This window comes from Streptomyces sp. NPDC002701 (assembly GCF_042889045.1).
Classification (GTDB): Bacteria; Actinomycetota; Actinomycetes; order Streptomycetales; family Streptomycetaceae; genus Streptomyces.
Genome location: NZ_JBIAQL010000010.1, coordinates 206,068 through 220,922 on the forward strand (window position 1 = coordinate 206,068; position 14,855 = coordinate 220,922).

At 73.6% G+C, this 14,855-nt stretch carries 14 protein-coding genes; 3 read left to right on the forward strand and 11 right to left on the reverse strand.

What is annotated here, in order from left to right:
• Positions 1 to 63: 63 nt before the first annotated feature.
• The 3 genes from ACFYXC_RS25670 to ACFYXC_RS25680 all read right to left on the reverse strand — a co-directional run bounded on the left by ACFYXC_RS25670 (position 64) and on the right by ACFYXC_RS25680 (position 2,138).
• A complete protein-coding gene (locus tag ACFYXC_RS25670; RefSeq protein ID WP_388920115.1) occupies positions 64 to 690 on the reverse strand; it encodes a YigZ family protein in 627 nt (208 codons plus the stop codon).
• A gap of 87 nt (positions 691 to 777) precedes the next feature.
• Positions 778 to 1,332: a SixA phosphatase family protein gene (locus ACFYXC_RS25675; protein ID WP_389554198.1), complete on the reverse strand. Its 555-nt coding sequence runs from the start codon at positions 1,330 to 1,332 to the stop codon at positions 778 to 780.
• A complete protein-coding gene (locus tag ACFYXC_RS25680) occupies positions 1,329 to 2,138 on the reverse strand; it encodes a hypothetical protein (RefSeq protein WP_389554199.1) in 810 nt (269 codons plus the stop codon). The genes ACFYXC_RS25675 and ACFYXC_RS25680 overlap by 4 nt, the downstream gene beginning before the upstream one ends.
• A 294-nt stretch (positions 2,139 to 2,432) precedes the next feature.
• Between ACFYXC_RS25680 and ACFYXC_RS25685 the strand changes: the two genes are divergently transcribed.
• Entirely contained in the window at positions 2,433 to 2,840 is a 408-nt protein-coding gene (locus ACFYXC_RS25685; protein ID WP_388920124.1) for a CoA-binding protein, read from the forward strand.
• Between the two features lie 27 nt (positions 2,841 to 2,867).
• Here ACFYXC_RS25685 and ACFYXC_RS25690 read toward each other — a convergent pair whose 3' ends face one another.
• The 4 genes from ACFYXC_RS25690 to ACFYXC_RS25705 form a co-directional block, all read right to left on the reverse strand.
• Positions 2,868 to 3,755 carry an MHYT domain-containing protein gene (locus ACFYXC_RS25690; protein WP_389554200.1) on the reverse strand — a complete coding sequence of 296 codons (888 nt, stop codon included), beginning with the start codon at positions 3,753 to 3,755 and terminating at the stop codon, positions 2,868 to 2,870.
• A 212-nt stretch (positions 3,756 to 3,967) separates the two neighbouring features.
• Entirely contained in the window at positions 3,968 to 4,765 is a 798-nt protein-coding gene (locus ACFYXC_RS25695; protein ID WP_389554201.1) for a VOC family protein, read from the reverse strand.
• 286 nt (positions 4,766 to 5,051) lie between these two features.
• Positions 5,052 to 5,609 carry a YbaK/EbsC family protein gene (locus tag ACFYXC_RS25700; protein WP_388920132.1) on the reverse strand — a complete coding sequence of 186 codons (558 nt, stop codon included), beginning with the start codon at positions 5,607 to 5,609 and terminating at the stop codon, positions 5,052 to 5,054.
• A 43-nt stretch (positions 5,610 to 5,652) separates the two neighbouring features.
• Positions 5,653 to 6,258 (reverse strand): helix-turn-helix domain-containing protein, encoded by a 606-nt coding sequence (locus ACFYXC_RS25705; RefSeq protein WP_389554202.1) that lies wholly within the window; start codon positions 6,256 to 6,258, stop codon positions 5,653 to 5,655.
• A gap of 69 nt (positions 6,259 to 6,327) precedes the next feature.
• Here ACFYXC_RS25705 and ACFYXC_RS25710 point away from each other — a divergent pair, with 69 nt between their 5' ends.
• On the forward strand, positions 6,328 to 7,179 hold the full coding sequence (locus tag ACFYXC_RS25710) for an EamA family transporter (RefSeq protein WP_389554203.1): 852 nt from the start codon (positions 6,328 to 6,330) through the stop codon (positions 7,177 to 7,179).
• 255 nt (positions 7,180 to 7,434) lie between these two features.
• Here ACFYXC_RS25710 and ACFYXC_RS25715 read toward each other — a convergent pair whose 3' ends face one another.
• Entirely contained in the window at positions 7,435 to 8,208 is a 774-nt protein-coding gene (locus tag ACFYXC_RS25715; RefSeq protein WP_389554204.1) for an acyltransferase, read from the reverse strand.
• A gap of 120 nt (positions 8,209 to 8,328) precedes the next feature.
• Between ACFYXC_RS25715 and ACFYXC_RS25720 the strand changes: the two genes are divergently transcribed.
• Complete coding sequence (locus tag ACFYXC_RS25720; protein WP_389554205.1) at positions 8,329 to 8,859, forward strand: gamma carbonic anhydrase family protein; 531 nt, start codon at positions 8,329 to 8,331, stop codon at positions 8,857 to 8,859.
• A gap of 9 nt (positions 8,860 to 8,868) precedes the next feature.
• On the opposite strand, the gene ACFYXC_RS25725 is transcribed toward ACFYXC_RS25720, so the two are convergent.
• From ACFYXC_RS25725 to ACFYXC_RS25735, 3 genes are all read right to left on the reverse strand, one after another.
• Complete coding sequence (locus ACFYXC_RS25725; protein WP_388920369.1) at positions 8,869 to 9,504, reverse strand: DedA family protein; 636 nt, start codon at positions 9,502 to 9,504, stop codon at positions 8,869 to 8,871.
• A gap of 113 nt (positions 9,505 to 9,617) precedes the next feature.
• Complete coding sequence (locus ACFYXC_RS25730; RefSeq protein ID WP_388920148.1) at positions 9,618 to 12,080, reverse strand: beta-glucosidase; 2,463 nt, start codon at positions 12,078 to 12,080, stop codon at positions 9,618 to 9,620.
• Positions 12,081 to 12,295: 215 nt separating this feature from the next.
• Complete coding sequence (locus ACFYXC_RS25735; protein ID WP_389554206.1) at positions 12,296 to 14,794, reverse strand: SpoIIE family protein phosphatase; 2,499 nt, start codon at positions 14,792 to 14,794, stop codon at positions 12,296 to 12,298.
• Positions 14,795 to 14,855: the final 61 nt, after the last annotated feature.

A 14,855-nucleotide genomic window follows, 5' to 3' on the forward strand; every position in this document is an offset into this window, starting at 1 on the left:
TCGGACATCACGGGCGGCTACTCCCGTATCGGCCCGATCCGCGGCCTATGCATCCCCGTACGCCTAAGCGTCCCCGTACGCCTCTCCGCCCGGTTCGAACCCCGCTGTCCCCGCCGTGCTGTCGGCCAGCCAGTCGCGGAACGCCGCCACGTCGGCGTCCGGCAGGCCGATCTCGATGGTGACGGCTTCTCCGTAGCGCACGTCACGTACCTCGCGGCCGGTCGACCTCAGGTCGTTCTGCAGCTTGCCCGCCCGCTGGTGGTCGACGGTCACGGTCGCGAGGCGGAAGCGTCTGCGCGTGAGCGTGCCGAGGGTGTCCAGGGCCTCTCCGACCGCGCCTCCGTAGGCCCGGATGAGTCCGCCCGCGCCGAGTTTCACGCCTCCGTAGTAGCGGGTGACGACGGCGACGACGTACCGCATGTCGCGGCGCAGCAGCATCTGGAGCATCGGGACGCCCGCGGTGCCGCCCGGTTCACCGTCGTCGCTCGCCCGCTGGACGGCGGCGTCGGCGCCGATGACGTACGCGAAGCAGTTGTGTGTCGCGTCCGCGTGCTCCTTGCGGACGGCCGCGACGAAGTCCTGGGCCTCCCGCTCGGTGGCGGCCGGCGCCAGCGCGCAGCGGAAGCGTGAGCGGTTGACCTCGGTCTCATGGACGCCTGCGCGGGCCACGGTGCGGTACTCGTCCTGCATCGGGCCAGCGTATGCGTGCCGTACGCGCGCGTGCGACCACCGGCCGCCGGAGCCGCACGGCGCCCCGGTTGGTCCCGCGCGGACCGGTCATCGCCCGTCGTGCTGCTTCTTGCCGCGCGGCACGATCATGTCCGTGAGCAGCGCGGTGCCCGGGCCGAGGGAGGCCCAGCTGCTGCCGTGCCAGGCGAGGATCGCGACGGCCGAGGTGGGGAACTTCGTGCGGACGTCGTCCAGCGCGTCGTCGAGGCTGTCCCCGGCGAGCGTGAGGACCAGCTCTTCCAGGCCCGGGTTGTGGCCGATCAGCAGCAGGGTCTCGGCCTCGGCGGGAGCCTCGCGCGTCGCTTCGAGCAACGTGGGCACGTCCGCCGCGTACAGCCGTGCGTCCTGGCGTACCGGAGGAGGTGTGCCCCATTCGGCCGCCGCCAGTTCCCAGGTCTGCCGGGCGCGTACGGCGGTGGAGCAGAGCGCGTGGTCCGGCAGGCAGTCGGCCGCGGCGAGGGCGCATCCGGCGGCCGGGGCGTCCCGGCGGCCGCGCGGTGCGAGCGGCCGCTCGTGGTCGGGGACACCGTCCGGCCAGGCGGACTTGGCGTGCCGCAGCACCACGAGCCGGCGCAGCGGGCCCCGTCCGGCGCGCGCGATCACGCCGGGACCCCGCGGCCGATGTCCCGGGTCAGTTCGAGACCGAGGAGCCGGTCCGCGTAGGCGTACGTCTCGAAGCGGGCCCCGTCCGGGACGGTCCCCGACGTCTCCACCTTCCGCAGCACGCCGAGTACGGCGGGCACGTCCAGGTCGTCCTCCCAGGCGGCGCGGAGCTGGTCCCGTACGGGATCGGGGATGGGACCGGAGGGCCGGGTGGCCCAGGTGGCGACGGCGCCCCGCCAGCGTGCCAACTGGTCCTCGGCCGCCGCGAGGTCGGCCGCGCCCAGCCGCAGGGTCTCGCCGCGGGGGCGTGCGAGCAGTGCGAGGCGCAGGGCGGTGGCGCTCTGGTCGTCCTCGGCGACGCCGCTGTCGAGGCCGGCGGGGGCGACCTCAAGGCGCAGGCCGCCGGTCACCCCACCGCCCGCCGCCTCGTCGCCCGTCACGTCGCCGCTCGTCACCTCGCCGCTCGACGGGTCGTCCGTCGCCGGCCGCGCATCCGCACGGCCCAGTACATGCAGCACCTGGGCCTCGCCGAGGCCAGGGCCGCTGTCCCCTTCGTCCTCGAAGGGCCGGATGCCGAGGGCGGCGGCCCGGGCCCGGAGTTCCGCGCGTCGCTCCGTGCCGGTCAGGACGGTCCAGACGGGGGTCCCGCCGATCTCCAGGGCCCGGACGAGGACATCGGCGATCAGGAGGACCCGCAGGCCGGTGGTGTCGGGGCGCGGCACATGGGCCTGGACGCGGGTCAGGCCCCGGCGGGCGGGGGTGGCGGTGACGGAGTCGCCGGTTCGGGCGTCGGTGATACGCAGCACGGGCTGAGCGTAGGCGGGCGAGGGGCCGTGCGCAGGGAGGCGGACATCATTGCGGACACGCGTTCGCGGAGACGTGGGGCACGGGGCGGCGCACGGTACCGAGGAAACGCGCGTGCGGCCGCCCGCCGGAGCCGTCGGGCGTGACGGCGGCCCGCCGGCCGGCCCCTCGGCGTGCGCCGCGGCTTCGGCGCGTTCCCCGGTGTCGCCGGGAATCACCGGACGGCATCCGCTGTTGTGCCGCGCAGCAGACCGCACCCGCGTCAGCATCAGTGTCCGCATTCCAGGAGGCCCACCGTGTACGGCGATCCGGCAACGGTCCGCAAGATCCTCACCGAACTCGGCGACACCTGGGCCGTCGTGGGCCTGTCGTCGAACGAAGGGCGTGCCGCGTACGGCGTCGCGGCCGTGCTCAAGCGCTACGGCAAGCGCGTCGTCCCGGTCCACCCGAAGGCCGAGACGGTCCACGGGGAGCAGGGGTACGCCTCACTGGAGGACATCCCCTTCGCGGTCGACGTCGTCGACGTGTTCGTCAACAGCGACCTGGCGGGCTCCGTCGCCGACGAGGCCGTCGCCATCGGCGCCAAGGCCGTCTGGTACCAGCTCGGTGTGATCGACGAGGCCGCCTACGAGCGCACCCGCGCGGCCGGCCTCGACATGGTCATGGACCGCTGCCCGGCGATCGAGATCCCCCGCCTGGGCTGAACCGGTGCCCTTGATGGGCGGCCCGGCTCACCCGTTGCGTCGAGTGGGCGCCCCCGGTTCGTACCCGCGGCGGCCCGTCCTCGGCGGTGGCTCGAACGCCGAGCCGGACCAGGCGGGCGGGTCCTGCTGCCGGCCGGGTGCCCGGCGGCGGGCCGTGGTCCGGTTCCAGTCGCCTTCCCCGAGGACGAGCATCGGGTCGAACATCACGACCACGCCGGCCAGCAGCAGGAACAGGACCGGTCCGGTGAGCATCGGCAGCAGGAGCGAGTGGGCGGATCCGCCCGCCCCCGGTCCGCCGGACGCGCCGTGCAGGTGGACACTGACGGCCGCCATGCCCGTGTAGTGCATGCCGGACACGGCGACGCCCATGACGAGGCTCGCGCCCAGGCTGGTGAGGAAGCCGCGGATCGCCACCGCCGCCCAGAGCGCGGCGGTGGCGGCGACGAGGGCGATCACGACGGAGAGCGCGACGGTGGGGACGTCGTACCGCAGGCTGCCGTTGAGCCGGATGGCGGCCATGCCTATGTAGTGCATGCCGGCGACCCCGAGGCCGGTGAAGGTGCCGGCGACGAGCAGGGTCGTCGTCCCCGCGCCGCGGTATCCGACGGCGAACACCCCGAGACCGACCACGACGACGGCCACCGCGAGGCTGAGGATCGTCAGGCCGACGTCGTAGCGGATGCGGCTCTCCTCGACCTGGAACCCGATCATGGCGATGAAGTGCATCGTCCAGATGCCGCAGCCGATCGACGCCGCTCCGAGAGCGAGCCAGCCGGGCTTCCACGAGGTGTCGTCGTCGTCGCGCAGTGACCGGGTGATGCAACGCAGGCCCAGCGCGGCTCCCAGACAGGCCATGACATAGGCCGTGACCGGGGTGACCGTGCCATAACTAAATCCGTCGACCGTACCTTGCATATGCCAACATCCCCCCGGAATCCGACTGTGCGGGGACAGATGTACGGGCCGCGACACAGCGGAAGCAAGGGGTTTCGTGCGATTCGCAGCTATCCGTGCCGCCTGTCAATCATTTCCGGTCATAAAAAGTCTTCTTTGCGCCGGAGGGGTGTGTTCCGGTGACGTGGTGACGAAACGCGTCACGGCCCGCGGTCGTGGCTCGGCGGACCGCCTCACGACTGGGGCTTCGACGTCACCGTGAACTGCGCCCCGTCGGGATCGCGCAGCACCGCCTCCGTGTCGGACGCCCCGTCCCGCACCGTGCCTCCGTGCGCCAGCGCGGCGCGGACGCAGGCGTCCACGTCGGTGACCGCGAAGTGGACCTGCCAGTGGGGCCGGATCGTGGGGTCGGGGGCCGCTTCCACCGCGCCCGAGTGGATACGGGCCACCACCTCGCCCTCGCTGCGCAGGACCACCTCGTCCCCGTCGTAGTGCACCTCGCAGCAGCCGGGCCGCGAGGTCGCCCACTCCAGCACCTCGCCGTAGAACATGGCGGCGTCGAAGGCGTTGCGGGTGTGCAGCCGCAGGAAGGCGGGGGCGGCCCGCCGCCAGGTCTCCCAGCCGACGACGAGCTGGCCCTCCCAGATGCCGAAGACGGCTCCGTCGCGGTCCGCGAGCAGGGCCGCCCGGCCGGGCGGGAAGCCGATGGGTCCGACCGCCGTCGTCCCGCCCCGCTCCTGGCCGCGGGCCACCGCCTTGTCGGCGCTGTCGACGGCGAAGTACGGGGTCCAGGCGACCGCCATCTGCCACATCGAGGCCACGGCCGCGATGCCCGCGACCGGCACGCCGTCCGCGTAGGCGATCCGGAAGCGGTCCATCAGCGAGGCCGTACGGAAGCGCCAGCCGAGCACCGCCTGGTAGAAGTCCTCGGCGGTCTGCTGGTCGCGGGCCGTGAGGCTGACCCAGCACGGAGCGCCGGCCACCGAGTGGCTGGAGACGACGTCGCTGCGGACTCTTGCGTCGCTGTTCATGGCAGTACCGTTCCTGAGTCGTACCGAGGGGCGCAGGCGGACGCCCGACAGCGTCGAGAGCGCTCGCCGGGCCGTGGTTCCGTCTGCCCTCAGCATCCCCCGCCCACGCCTCGCGCGCCCGGAGGCAGGCTGGGGTCCACGCGCCGAGTACCCAGTGGCCCCACCCCAAACAAGCCGCCGCGGGTGCCCGCCCCCCGGCGGACAGATCACCCGGCGGCCCGCATCGCGTGTTGACGAGCCCGCCCGCCGGAGGTGTTCCGCCGGGTCGTGGACGCCGGCCCGGCGGTCAGGCCACCCCGAGCCCGTCCAGCACGACGGCGTTCGGCAGCTCCGCGAAGAGCTTCCCCGGGACGAGCAGCTTGCCGCGCCGCCGTCCGCTGCCCACCAGGACGTACGGCAGGTCGACGACGGCCGGGTCCACCAGCACCGGCCACGCCGCCGGCAGCCCGAGCGGGGTGATGCCGCCGTACTCCATGCCGGTCTCGCCGGTCGCGGTGTCCGTCGACGCGAACGACGCCTTGCGCGCGCCGAGTTGGCGCCGGACCACGCCGTTCACGTCGACCCGGGTGGCGGACAGCACCACGCACGCGGCGAGGGTGGTCTCACCGCCGCGCCTGCCCGCGACGACCACGCAGTTCGCGGACCGCCCGAGGAGTTCCGGACCGTAGTGCTCCAGGAAGGTGGCGGTGTCGGCCCACTCCGGCTCGGTGTCGACGTACACGATCCGTTCGGCGGGGACGCTGCCGCGCCAGTCGCGTACGGCGTCGGCGACCGGGCCGGGCAGCATGTCGAGGCGTTCGGGAGCGGGCGTGGCGTCGTCGAAGTCTCCGATGGGTGCGCGCATGGCCGCACGCTAACAGCCGCGCCGGCGGTCCTCGCCGAGAGGTTCAGTGCACGCCGGGGACCGACACGGCCATGACCATCTCCACGGGTACGTCACCGGCGTTGGCGTACGTGTGGGGCGTGTTGGCCTCGAAGGAGGCGCTCGAACCCGCCGGGACGCGATACTCCACGCCGTCGACGGTCAGCGCCAGCTCGCCCCTGGTGACGTGGATGAGCTCGACCGTGCCCGTGGGGTGCGGGTCCGAGAGGCTGCCCTCCCCCGGCATCAGCCGCCAGTCCCACATCTCCAGGGGGCCGGGTGCCTCGGTGCCCGCGAGGAGCCGGTTGTAGCTGCCGGCGTCGGTGTGCCAGAGCCGTACGGCCTGCTCGGGCGGGACGATGCGGACCTTGGGGCCCTGTTCGTAGTCGAGCAGGGTGGTGATGCTGATGCCGAGCGCGTCGCCGATCTTGACGACGGTACCGAGGCTGGGGTTGGTCCTGGCCTGCTCGATCTGGATGAGCATGCCGCGGCTGACCCCGGCACGGGCGGCGAGGGCGTCCAGGGTGAAGCCCCGCTCGGTCCGCCAGCGCTTGACGTTGCGCGCCAGTGACTGGGTCAGCAGGTCGAGGTCCGACACATTCCGTCCAATATTCTGAATGATAGAGTTCATTTGACTGAACTACGCCGAGGGTTCGCCCAGGTTCACCCGGGTCCACCGAACTGTACTGCGAGGTATCTGATGACAGCACTGTTCGCCCTGGCCACCAGCCTCCTGTGGGGGCTGGCCGACTTCGGCGGCGGTCTGCTGACCCGGCGGACCCCGGCGCTGACGGTGGTGGTCGTCTCGCAGTCGATCGCCGCCCTCGTGCTGGGCGCGATCGTCCTCGTCACGGGTGCCTGGAGCGAGACGGGCCCGCGGTTGTGGTTCGCGGTGGCGGCCGGCGTCGTCGGGCCCGTCGCGATGCTGGCGTTCTACAAGGCGCTGGCACTCGGCCCGATGGGCGTCGTCTCGCCGCTCGCTTCCCTCGGGGTGGCCGTGCCCGTCGGGATCGGGCTCGCCCTCGGGGAGCGCCCCGGACCTGTGCAGTTCGCCGGGATCGCGGTCGCCGTCGCGGGAGTCGTGCTGGCGGGCGGCCCGCAGTTGCGGGGCGCGCCCGTACAGCGGCAGGCCGTCCTGCTGACCCTGCTCGCGGCGTTCGGCTTCGGCGCGGTGATGACGCTGATCGCCGAGGCGTCCTCGACGCTCACCGGCCTCTTCCTGGCGCTGTTCGTCCAGCGCGTCACCAACCTCCTCACGGGCGGCATCGCCCTGTGCGTGGCCGTCCGGCGCGGTCGCGTTCCTGCCCCGAAGGTCGCCTGGGGGTCGCTGCCGGCCTTCGCGTTCGTGGGCCTCGCCGATGTCGCCGCCAACGGCACGTACTCGCTGGCCGCTCAGCGGGGGCCGGTCGCCGTGGCCGCCGTTCTCGCCTCGCTGTATCCGGTGGTCACGGCTCTGGCGGCGCGTGGGGTTCTCGGGGAGCGGTTGCGGGGGGTGCAGGCTGCGGGGGCGGGGCTTGCGCTGGTGGGTACGGTGCTGCTTGCCACGGGGTGATGTCTGGGCCCTGGCCCGTGACCCCCTGCTGGGGGCCACGGGCCGGGCCCGGAGTCGGGGTGGCTGTGGTGGTGTGTCTCGTGCGGGTGCGTCGTGGCTTGGCGCGCCGTTCCCCGCGGCCCTGAAGGGGCGGGCTGCGCCCCCGTCTGTTGGGTGCGGGTGCGTTGTAGCTTGGCGCGCAGTTCCCCGCGCCCCTAAAAGCGACTGCGCGGCCCTGGAAGGGCGGGCTGCGCGGCTCTGGAGGGGGGTCCCTCGTCAGGGTTGGGCGCGTATGTCCTCTGTGAGGCTCAGGGACTTGAGGGATTCTGGGTCCAGTTCGGAGAGGGCTAGCAGTTGTTCGGGGGTGACGCCGTCGGGGATGGGGGTCGGTGCGGGGGTCCTGAGCGGTGGCTGCCAGCCGTCGGCCGGGGTCCAGCGGCGTACGACGCGGGCCGGCGCGCCGGCCACCACGGCGTGGTCGGGCACGGCGCCGCGTACCACCGCGCCGGCCGCCACCACGACGTTCCGCCCGATCCGGGTCCCCGGCAGGATCACCGCGCCCGTGCCGATCCAGCAGCCGGGACCGATCTCCACCGGCTCCATCCGCGGCCACTGTTTGCCGATGGGCTCCTGCGGATCGTCGTACGAGTGGTTGGTGGACGTCACGTACACGTACGGCCCGAAGTAGCAGTCGCTGCCGATCGTGACCGTCGTGTCGGCGATGACGTGGCTGCCGCGACCGAGGACGACGCCGTTCCCGATGCGCAGTATGGGCTCGGGCCCGAGGTCGAGGTCGGGCATCAGCCCGGCGGTCAGGGTGACCTGTTCGGCGATGACGCAGTGGTCGCCGAGGTGGATCCACGGTTCACCGAAGACCGTGCCCTGCGGGAAGGCGAGCCGGGTCCCCGTGCCCATCGCGCCGAACCGCAGCCGTCCGGGCCGCTCGGCGGTCACCGCGCCCGTCCGCTGTACCCAGGCCCAGCCCGCGTGGACGGCCCGCTGGACGAGGCGGCGCCGCCGGGACGAGAACGTGTTCCTACTCTTGGGCACCCGCTCACCGTACTCAGCGTCACGTCCGCCCAAGAGCTCGGAAGGCTGTGATCTTCGCCCCACCCGGCGGCGGCCCCGCCCCTATACGGTGCCGGTACCGACGAGCAGGAGGAGACGGCAATGACGCACGAGGCGCTGGTCATGGGGATCGGCGGCAAGGATCCGCAGATCGCCCCGGAGGCGTTCACCGCGCCCACGTCGGTGGTGATCGGCGAGGTCACCCTGCGACCGGGCGCGAGCGTCTGGTACGGCGCGGTGCTGCGCGCGGACGCCGGTCCGATCGTCATCGGCGCGGACAGCAACGTGCAGGACAACTGCACGCTGCATGTCGACCCCGGCTTCCCGGTCACGGTAGGCGAGCGGGTGTCCATCGGGCACAACGCGGTGGTGCACGGGGCGACCGTCGAGGACGACTGCCTGGTGGGGATGGGCGCGACGATCCTCAACGGCGCGGTGATCGGGGCGGGGTCGCTCGTCGCGGCGCAGGCCCTGGTGCCGCAGGGGATGCGGGTCCCTCCGGGGGTGCTCGTGGCCGGAGTGCCGGCGAAGGTCCGGCGGGAACTCGGCGCCGAGGAGCGGGAGGGGATCTCGCTCAACGGGGTGCTGTACGCGGAGCTGGCGAAGGCCCACCGGGACGCCAACCGGGGCTAGGGCGACGGGTCAGTCGGTCGCCGGGACCGGTTCCCGCTCCGGTGCCATGTTCTTCGCCTTGCGCCTGAGGACCAGCATCGAGGTGAGGCCGATGAGGACGGCGAGGACCAGGCCGAGCCAGGAGAAGCGCTTGAGCCAGGACTCGGCGACCACGCCCACGTAGTAGATGACCGCGGTGGTGCCGCCCGCCCAGAGGATGCCGCCGAGGACGTTGGCCGTCAGGAACTTCCAGTAGGGCATGCGCAGGACGCCCGCGAGCGGGCCCGCGAAGATGCGCAGGAGGGCGACGAAGCGGCCGAAGAAGACGGCCCACATGCCCCACTTCTCGAAGGACCGCTCGGCGGCGGCGATGTGGCCCTCGCTGAAGTGCCTGGGGAATCTCGCGCCGAGCCGGGCCAGCAGCGGGCGTCCGCCCTTGCGGCCGATGGCGTAGCCGATGGAGTCCCCGATGATCGCGCCGGCGGTCGCGCAGACGCCGAGGACGACGGGATCGATGTCGCCGTGCTGGGAGGCGAGCAGCGCCGAGGAGACGAGGATGATCTCGCCGGGCAGCGGGATGCCCAGGCTCTCCAGGCCGATGACGAGAGCCACCAGCGCGTAGATGCTGACCGCAGGCACGGTCTCCAGCCATTCCTGGACGTGCAACGCCTGTTCCTTCCGGTCCACCGCGGTCCGGGCCGGGCCCGGCGTGCGCCCGGTCGCGCGCACGCCGGGCAGCCTACCTGGTCATTTCCCCGGCACGGGGACCCGTCGGCCGCTCACACCTCGACCGCCGTACGCAGCCGCAGGTCTCGCGACGAGGCGCCGACCCACACGGTCCGCCGCCCGGTGCCGAGCGCCCAGCCGTGCCGGTCCTGGTCCCACGAGGAGAGGGTGCGTTCGTCGACGCGGACGGTGACCGGGCGCGACTCCCCCGCCTTCAGCGCGAGCCGCCGGTAGCCGCTCAGCACCCGTACCGCCCGGTCGACCCGGAGGTCGGGCGAGGGGCCGACGTAGACCTGCGGGACGTCGATGCCGTCCCGCCGGCCCGTGTTCCGCACGGTGAAGGTCACGTCGAGGCCGGTGGCGGTCCGCCGCACGGCGAGATCCTCGTACGCGAAGGAGGTGTACGAGAGTCCGTACCCGAACGGGAACAGCGGCTCCACGCCCTTGGCGTCGTACCAGCGGTATCCGGCGTGGATCCCTTCCGAGTACTCCTCGACGCCGCTCACCCCCGGATAGCGGCGCGGTTCACCCGCGACCGGATGGTGGTCGTCGTCGGCCGGGAAGGACTGGGTGAGCCGTCCACCGGGGTCGCAGTCTCCGAACAGGACGGCGGCGGTGGCCGTCGCGCCCTCCTGGCCCGGGTAGTACATCTGCAGCACGGCGGCCGTGCGCTCCAGCCACGGCATCGCGGTCGAGGACGAGGTGTTGAGGACGACGGTCGTCCGCGGGTTCGCCGCCGTCACCGCCTCGATCAGCCGGGGCTGGTGGCCGGGGAGCGCGAGCGTCGTGCGGTCCTGGTTCTCGGTGGCGTCCTCGTAGGCGAAGAGGACGACGCTGTGCGCGGCACGCGCGGCCCGGACCGCCTCGGCCACGTCCTGGGCGCGGGTCGCGCCGGTGACGTGCCGCAGACGGAACGTCTGCCCGGCGGCGCCGCCCTTCCCGACGATCTCGACGCGGTGCTCACCGGCGGCGAGGTCCAGCGTGCCGCGCCGGACCGTGAGGCCGTCGGGCGCGGCCGACACCAGTCCGCCGGCGAACTGCTCGGCGAGCCCGGCCGCCACCGGGAAGAGCTCGGTCCCGTCCAGGAGCACCTTGGGCCGCGTACCGGAGTAGTGGATGACGAAGGTCCACTCGTCGTCCTGGCCGACGGTGAGCGTGCCGTCGTAGGTCCAGGTCTCGCCGGCCGCGATGCGCTGGCCTTCGGGGGTGATGCCCGCCGAGAGGGCGCCCTTCGGCAGGGGTTTGCCGAAGAGGTCCTCGCCGAGCGCGTACGACACCCGGGCGCCCTGTCCCGCGCGCGCCCTGATGGCCTCCAGCGGGCTGTCGGCCCGGTCGGGGACGACATGGGCGCTGCCGCCGCCGCTGACGAACGGGACGGAGCCGGTGGGGCCGACGACGGCGATGCTGCGGGCGGCTTTGCCGCTGAGGGGCAGGGTGCCGTTCGTGTTGCGCAGCAGGGTCGCGCCGGCCTTCGCGACCTCCAGGGCGACGGCCGCGCCCGCCGCCGCGTCCCGGCGCGGGCGGGGCGGGGCGCTGCCGTCCAGCAGGCCGAAGTCGTCCATCGCGGTGAGGATCCGGCGTACGGACCGGTCGACGTACTCCTCGGCGACGCTCCCGTCCTGGACGGCCGTCCTGAGGGCGGCTCCGAAGTACTTGCCGTTCGGCATCTCCATGTCGAGGCCGGCGGTGATCGAGGCGACGGTGCTGTGGGCCGCGTACCAGTCGGTCATCACCCAGCCCTCGAACCCCCAGCGGTCGCGGAGGATGCCGGTGAGGAGTTCCTTGTTCTCGCAGGCGTAGGTGCCGTTGACCTTGTTGTAGGCGCCCATGGCCGCGCGGGCCCCGGCGGCGACGGCTGCCTCGAAGCCGCGCAGTTCGACCTCGTTGAGGGTCTGCTCGTCGACCCGGACGTCGACGGTCTCGCGGTCCTTCTCCTGGTTGTTCATCGCGTAGTGCTTGACGGTCGCGATGAGGCCCTCGCCCTGGATGCCCTTGATCTCCTCGGCGACGAGGTCGGCGGAGAGCAGCGGGTCCTCGCTGAAGGTCTCGAAGTTGCGGCCCGCATAGGGGGTGCGGACGAGGTTGACCATCGGGGAGAGCAGGACGTCCTGGCCGAGGGCGCGGCCCTCCCGGCCGATGACGCGGCCGTAGCGGCGGGCGAGGCCCGGGTCGAAGGCGGAGGCGAGCAGGACGGGGGCGGGGAGGGCGGTGGCGTGCTGCCGCACCCGGACTCCCGCGGGGCCGTCGGCGAGGCGCAGGGGCGGGATGCCGAGCCGTGCCACGCCGGGGACGTAGCCGGCCTGGCCGAGGGAGCGCGGGTCGGTGGCGCCGTGCAGCAGGGAGATCTTCTCGTCGAGGGTGAGCCGGGTGAGGAGTCCCTCCACGCGGGGGCCGGCGGCCGGTCGGCGCGCGGCCGCCCGGGCGGGTGCGGGGGTGGCGGTGGTCGCGGCCAAGGCGACGGCGGTCGCGCCGCCCAGCAGGCGCAGGACGGATCGCCGGGACACGGTGTCGGACATGAGGCGTCACTCCTCGTTGGGTGCGGGCACGAGGAGGTGAACCGCGGGGCGCGCGGGCGGCCGTCCTGGTTCGCCCTCCGGAGGGCACTATGCGGCAAAGGTGCCGGGACACTCCGGCAGGCACCACCGGCGGACCGGGAATGCAACACCGGCGCCGGAGCGAGAGCCCCCGCCGGTCCGCCGCACCGGACCCTGCGGCCGTCCCGGGCGGCCGGTCAGACCGAAGGGGCCGTCAGGGACTGTTCCGTCCAGATGATCTTGCCGTCCTGGGTGTAGCGGGTGCCCCAGCGCTGGGTGCAGCGGGAGATCAGGAAGAGGCCGCGGCCGCCCTCGTCCGTCGTCTTCGGGTGGCGCAGGTGCGGGGCCGTCGGGCTGGCGTCCCAGACCTCGCAGACCAGGGTCCTGGACATGATCAGGCGGAGTCTGATCGGTCCCGAGGCGTGCCGGATCGCGTTGGTGACGAGCTCGCTCACGACGAGTTCCGTCGTGAAGGTCAGCTCGTCGAGACCCCACTCGCACAGCTGCCGCGAGGTCCGCTTGCGGACCTCCGCCACCGATGCCGGGTCGCTGGGCAGTTCCCAGGACACCATCCGGTCGGCCGGCAGACGGCGGGCGCGGGCCAGCAGCAGCACCACGTCGTCCGGCGGGCGGGCCGGGACCAGGGCGTCGACCACGGCCAGGCAGCGGTCGTCGAGCCCGGCCGCGCCGGAGCCGCCGGCGACGGAGCCGGCCGCCGGCCCTTCGAGCACGCGCCGCAGCCGCTCCCGGTCGGCCGCCGCGTCCCGCGGACCGGCGGTGCCGTCCGCGGCGAGCAGGCCGTTGGTGTAGAGGGCGAGCACGCTGCCCTCGGCGAGCCGCAGTTCGACCGACTCGAAGGGCGGGCCGCCGACGCCGAGCTCGGGACCGGGCGGCAGTTCGGGGAAGTCCACCGTGCCGTCCGGTGTGACGACGGCGGGCAGGCGGTACCCCGCGGCGGCCATGGAGCACCGGCCGCCGACCGGGTCGTACACCGCGTAGAGGCAGCTGGCGCCCTTCGCCCGTACGCCGTCGGGGCCGGGCGACGCCCCGGGGTCGTCCTCGTGGCCGGCCCGGTCGACGAGGTCGTCCAGGTGGGCCAGCACCTCCTCGGGCGGCAGATCCAGGTCGGCGAGGGTCTGGACGGCGGCCCGGAGCCGGCCCATGCTGGCCGCGGCCTCGATGCCGTGCCCGACCACGTCGCCGACGACGAGTGCGACCCGTGCGCCCGACAGCGGGATGACGTCGAACCAGTCCCCGCCGAGGCCCGTCAGCTCGTCGGCCGGCCGGTAGCAGGCGGCGACCTCCATGGCGTCCTGTCCGGGGAGCCGGTGCGGCAGCAGATGACGCTGCAGGACCAGCGCCGCGTCACGCTCCCTGGTGTAGCGGCGGGCGTTGTCGAGGCACACGGCCGCACGGGCCACGAACTCCTCGGCCAGCGCCAGGTCGTCCCCGTCGAAGGGGTCCTTGCGGCGGCCCCGGAAGAACGCGGTGATGCCGAGCGTCGTGCCGCGGGCCCGCACCGGCACGATCATCGCGGTGTGCAGTCCGAGGTCGGGGACGGTGGCGGCCCCGCCGTTCATCAGGTCGGCGGTCCACTCCTCGGCCAGTGGGTCGAGCCGCTCCGCGATCCAGGACCTGCCGCTGGTCAGGGCGGTGATCGGGGGCGCGCCGGCCGGGTACCGGGCGACCTGCCCGATCCCCGTCGCGGATTCCGGGACCCCGTCGCCGGTCGACCTGTGGCCGGCCCTGCGCAGCGGTACGGCGTCCGGCACGCCGGTCGGGCCCGGAGCGAGCTCACCGCCCTGGAGGACGGTCTCCAGCAGGTCGACGGTGACGAAGTCGGCGAGTCCCGGCACCGCGACGTCGGCCAGTTCCTGCGCGGTGCGGGTGACGTCCAGGGTGCGGCCGATGCGCTCGCCCGCCTGGTCCAGGAGGGTGAGGCGCTCGCGGGCCCGGTGGCGCTCGGTGATGTCCACGACCGTGTAGTACACGCCGAGCGGTGTGCCGGCGTCGTCGTCGAGCCGGGTGAAGGACATGGCGTGGGCCCTGTCCCGGTGCGGGGCCGACCGGACCGTACCGACGTGTTCGTAGCCGGCGACGGTCTCGCCGGTCTCCAGGACCTGGCGCATCACCGCTTCCAGGGCCTCGGCGTCCAGGCCGGGCTGGATGTCCCCGAGCCGTTTGCCGATCCGTTCGCGGCCGGGTCCGCCGCCGAACTGTTCCAGGGCGGCGTTCGACCAGACGAACCGCAGGTCGACGTCGACGATGGCTATGCCGATCGGCGAGTGCGCGGCCATCCGCTCCAGCGCTCCGCGGCTCATGCGCCAGCCCGGGGTGCCGGCCGTGTCCGCCGCCAGGACCACCCAGCGGGGCGGGCCGTCCACGGCCTCCCCGGCCGCGACGGCCCGTACGGTGGCGACGACCGGATGTCCGTCCCGGTGGCGCACCGCCAGGAGTCCGGTCCAGCCGCCGTCCCTGGCGCACCGGGCGGCCAGCACCGGCAGGCGCGCGGCGTCCTCGGGCATCAGCAGATCGGCCGCGGCCCGTCCGACGGCCTCGGCCGCACGGTGACCGAACAGCCGTTCGGCGTCGGCGGTCCAGCCGGTCACCGTCGCCCGGGCGTCCAGCAGCACCACAGCGGCGTCCGCCATGTCGGGCTGCCGACGCGCCACACCGCTCTCCTCGCTCGTCGCCACCCGGCCCTCTCCGTTCCCGGGAGTGGTTCTCCCTGGGAGTGGTCTTCCCGTTCGCGGCGCC